This window comes from Streptomyces sp. NPDC059456 (genome assembly GCF_042750055.1).
Taxonomy (GTDB): domain Bacteria; phylum Actinomycetota; class Actinomycetes; order Streptomycetales; family Streptomycetaceae; genus Streptomyces.
This window is the reverse complement of sequence record NZ_JBHYVA010000267.1, coordinates 5,362-10,337: the sequence shown is the minus strand read 5'-3', so window position 1 is coordinate 10,337 and position 4,976 is coordinate 5,362. Positions and strand designations below refer to the sequence as shown.

2 protein-coding genes are annotated in these 4,976 nt (G+C 77.0%); both read left to right on the top strand.

From position 1 onward, the window contains the following. Positions 1 to 4,146 (top strand): acyltransferase domain-containing protein (locus tag ACFXA3_RS22635; RefSeq protein ID WP_385189319.1); only part of this gene is annotated, 4,146 nt, incomplete at its 5' end. A gap of 57 nt (positions 4,147 to 4,203) precedes the next feature. After that, on the top strand, positions 4,204 to 4,976 hold a 773-nt coding region (locus tag ACFXA3_RS22630), incomplete at its 3' end, for a beta-ketoacyl synthase N-terminal-like domain-containing protein (protein WP_385189316.1).

The window sequence follows — 4,976 nt, the reverse complement described above, 5'->3', positions numbered from 1 at the left end:
TCGGCCCCCCGGCGGCGGGGCGGCGTCTCCTCCATCGGCATCAGCGGCACCATCGCCCACGTCATCCTGGAGGCCCCCGACCTGCCCCAGCCGGCCTCCCCGGCCGCGCCGGAGGCCTCCGCCGCCGCGCGGGTCGTGCCGTGGGTGCTGTCCGCCCGGGACCCGGAGGGTCTTGCGCGGCAGGCCGGGCGGCTGCTGGGCCACCTGGACACGCTGCCTGCGGCGGAGCCGCGTGACGTCGGGTTCTCCCTGGCGACCACGCGGGCGCCCATGGAACACCGGGCCGCGCTGATCGCGGGCGACCCCGCGCAGGCCCGCCGGGCGCTGGCCGCGCTGGCGTCCGGCGCCCCCGCCGCCGTACCCGCCGTCCGGGCCGCCACCGGAGGCCTCACCGCCTTCCTGTTCTCCGGCCAGGGTGCGCAGCGCCCCGGCATGGGGCGCGAACTGCACGCCGCCTTCCCGGTGTTCGCCGAGGCGTTCGACGCCGCCCTCGCGGAGCTCGACCGGCACCTGGACCGGCCGCTGCGCGAGGTCGTCTGGGGCGAGGACGCGACGGAACTCAGCCGCACCGTCCACACCCAGACCGGGCTGTTCGCCTTCGAGACCGCCCTGTTCCGGCTGCTGGAGTCCTGGGGGGTCCGCCCGGACCTCCTCGCCGGCCACTCCATCGGCGAGATCGTCGCCGCCCACGTCTCCGGCGTGCTGTCGCTGGCCGACGCGGCCAAGCTGGTCGCCGCCCGCGGCCGGCTGATGCAGGCCCTGCCCGAGGGCGGAGCCATGCTGGCCGTCCAGGCCTCCGAGGACGAGGTGCTGCCGCTGCTGACCGACGCCGTGAGCATCGGCGCGGTCAACGGCCCGCAGTCCGTGGTGGTCTCGGGTGCCGAGGCCGAAGTCGAAGCGATCCGGGAGCACTTCACGGCCCTGGGCCGCAAGAGCTCCCGGCTGCGCGTCTCGCACGCCTTCCACTCGCCGCTGATGGACCCGATGCTCGCCGAGTTCGGCGCCGTCGCGGCCGCACTCTCCCCGGCGGAGCCCCGGATCCCGCTCGTCTCGAACGTGACCGGCCGGATCATGACCGCCGAGGAGATCGCCGACCCGCAGTACTGGGTCCGGCACGTCCGCCGGGCCGTCCGCTTCGGCGACGGCGTACGCGCCCTCGCCGACGCCGGAGCCACCGCCTTCGTCGAGGTCGGCCCCGACGCCGTCCTCGCCGGCCTCGGCCCCGCCTGCCTCACCGACACCGACACGGACACCGGCACCGGCACCGGCACCGGCAACACCCCGGTGTTCCTGGCCCTGTCGCGGCGCGAACGCGACGAGGAGCACACCCTCGTGGCCGCCGTCGCGCAGGCCCACACCCACGGCGTCGACGTCGACTGGCACGCCTTCTTCGCCGGCAGCGGCGCGCAGCGCGTCGAGCTGCCGACGTACGCCTTCCGCCGCGACCGGTTCTGGGCGCTGGACGAGCGCCGCGGCGGGGACGCCGGATCGCTCGGCCTCGACGCCGTGGACCACCCGCTGCTGAGCGCGGTCGTCGCGGCGCCCGGCACCGGCGGCGCCACCTTCACCGGCCGCCCGGCCCGCACCGCCCAGCCCTGGCTGGAGCACCACGACCTGCTCGGCACGGTCGTCCTCCCGGCCACCGGCTTCGTGGAGCTGGCCCTGCGCGCCGGCGCCGAGTTCGGCTGCGACCGGCTGGCCGGCCTGGCCCTGCACGCCCCGCTGCCGCTGCCCGAGCAGGGCGGCGTTCCCCTCCACGTGGTGGTGGGCGCCCCCGGCGAGGACGGCCTGCGCACGGTGAGCGCGTACTCCCGCGCCGAGGACGACGAGGCCGCCGCGGACGCCGGGGACACCGCCTGGACCCTGCACGCCGAAGGCACCCTCACCCGGGGCGCCGCCTCCGCCACCTCCGCCCCCGCCGACCTCGCGGCCTGGCCGCCGCCGGGCGCCGCGCCCGTCGCGGTCGCCGACGCCTACGAGCGGCTGCTCGCCGGCGGATACGGGTACGGCCCCGTCTTCCAGGGCCTGCGGGCGGCCTGGCGGCGCGGTGACGAACTGTTCGCCGAGATCGCCCTGCCCGCCGAAGCGGGCTCCGGCGAGGCCGCGGCCGACCGGTTCACCGTCCACCCCGCCCTGCTCGACGCGGCCCTGCACCTCGACCGCCTCGACCGCATCGACTCCGGGGCTCCGGCCCCGCTGGCCGCCGCCTCCTGGACCGACCTCCGGCTGTACCGGACCGGCGCCACCGCCCTGCGCGTCCGCCTCACCCGCGACGCACCGGACACGCTCGCCGTCGAAGCGGCCGACGAGGAGGGCCGTCCCGTCCTGTCGGCGGCCGCGGTGGGCCAGCGGACCGTCTCGGCGGAGGAACTGCGCACCGGCGAACAGCCCGGCGCGCTCTACCGGCTGACCTGGACCCAGGCCCCCGCCGGCGGTTCCGCCGCGCAGGACGCGCCCGTCCTGTTCGAATGCCCCGTACCCGAAGGGGCCGCCGACGCCGACGCCGCCGCCCGGGCCCGCACCGTGGCCGGGGCGACCCTGACCCGGCTGACGCAGTGGCTCGGCGAGGAGCGGGCGAGCGCCGCGCCCCTGGCCGTCGTCACCCGCGGCGCCGTCGCGGTCCGCGAGGACGAGGGAGCCGACCTCGCCCAGGCCCCGGTCTGGGGTCTGGTGCGGGCCGCCCAGAGCGAGCACCCGGGCCGGTTCGTGCTGGCCGACCTCGACGACACCGAGGCCTCCCGGCAGGCGCTGCCCGCCGCGCTCGGCTCCGGACTGACCGAGTTCGCGATCCGGGCCGGCACCGTCCTCGTACCGCGGCTGGTCAAGGCCGCCGCCGTGCAGGAGGAGCGGCCGCAGCTGCCCGGCACGGTCCTGGTGACCGGTGCCGGGTCCGCCGCCGCGGCCGCGGTGGCCCGCCGGCTGGTGACCGCGTACGGCGCCACCCGCCTGCTGCTCGTCCGTACGGACGGCGCCGCCGGAGCCGACGTCCTCGCCGACCTCGCCGACCTCGACGCCGACACCGTGGTGGCCGACTGCGACCCCGCCGACCGCACCGCGCTCGCCGCGCTGCTGGCCGGCACACCCGCCGAACACCCGCTCGTCGCGGTCGTGCACGCCGACGCCCCCGCCGACGGCACCCTCACGGGCGCCGGAGCCGGGAACGCCCTGGACGAAGCCCTGCGGCGGACCGCCGACACGGCCTGGAACCTGCACGAGCTCACCCGCGGCGACCGCCTCGCGGCCTTCCTGCTGCTGTCCTCCTCCGCCGGGCTGATGCACGGCGCCGGACAGGGCGCCCGGGCCGCGGGAGCCGGCTTCCTCGGCGCGCTCGCCCGGCACCGCCACGGCCTCGGACTCGCCGCGACCGCCCTGGCCTTCGGGCCGTGGGAGGCCGCCGCCGAGACCGCGGACCAGCAGGCCCTGCTGGCCTCGCTGGGCCTGCCCGCCCTCGGCGCCGACCGCGGACTGGACCTGCTCGACGAGGCGCTGCGCACCGACGGGGCGGACCTGACCGCCCTCGACCTCGACCGCGGCACCCTCCGCTCGGCCACCGGCCGCGTACCGGCCGTCCTGGCCGGCTTCGCACGGACCCCCGCCGGCCGTCAGGGCCGCGGCGGCGCCGACGAGGCCGACCAGCTGCGGCGGCGCCTGACCGGACTGGACCCGCAGGAGCGGGAGCGGGTGCTCCTGGAGGTGGTGCGCTCGCACGTCGCCGGGCTGCTCGGCCACCCCTCGGCCGACGCCGTGGCCGCCGACCAGTCCTTCCAGGAGCTCGGCTTCGACTCGCTGGCCGTGGTCGAACTGCGCAGCCGGCTGGGCACGGCCACCGGTCTCGCCCTCCCGGCGAGCCTGGCCTTCGACTTCCCGACCTCACGGGCCGTGGCCGGCTACCTGGCCGCCGCCGTACAGCCCGACGGCGACGACGGGACGCAGGCCGTGGCCGAGGCCCTGGACCAGCTGGACGCGGCCCTCGCGGCCGTCGCCGGGGACGCCGCCGATCCCACCCGGATCACCGCACGGCTCGAAGCGGTACTGCGCCGCTGGCAGGACACCCGCACCACCGAACCGACCGGCCCGGAGCAGGACTTCGAGGCGGTCACCGACGACGAACTGTTCGAGGCACTGGACCGGGAGCTCGGGCTCTGACCCGGCGAGACCCCGACCGGCACGGACCACAGTTGGCTTCAGATTGGTTGACTTCAGATGCCTGACCAGGACAAACTCCGCGACTATCTCAAGCGCGCCACCGCCGACCTGCAGAGCGCCAAGCGGCGCCTGCGGGAGGCCGAGGCCCGCGAACACGAGCCGATCGCGATCGTCGGGATGAGCTGCCGCTACCCCGGCGGGATCGGTTCCCCCGAGGACCTGTGGGACCTGGTGGCCTCGGGCGGCGACGGGATCACCGGCTTCCCCCTCAACCGCGGCTGGGACGTCGACGGGCTGTACGACCCGGAGCCCGGGACGCCCGGGAAGTCGTACGCCCGCGAAGGCGGCTTCCTGCACGACGCCGACCGGTTCGACGCCGACTTCTTCAAGATCAGCCCCAAGGAGGCGCGGGAGACAGACCCCCAGCAGCGCCTGCTGCTGGAGACCTCCTGGGAGGCGCTGGAGCGCGCCACCATCGACCCGCACTCGCTGCGCGGCAGCCGCACCGGCGTCTACGCGGGCGTCGTCTACCACGACTACCCCTCCGACGGCGGGATCGGCGGCCTCGGCTCCATCGCCTCCGGCCGCATCTCCTACACCCTCGGCCTGGAGGGCCCCGCGGTCACCGTCGACACGGCCTGCTCCTCCTCGCTGGTCGCCCTGCACTGGGCGGTCAAGGCCCTGCGCGCCGGCGAGTGCGCCCTCGCGCTGGCCGGTGGCGTGACCGTCATGGCGACGCCCACCTCCTTCGTCGGGTTCAGCCAGGAGCGCGGCCTCGCCCCCAACGGCCGCTGCAAGTCCTTCGCCGCGGCCGCCGACGGCACCGGCTG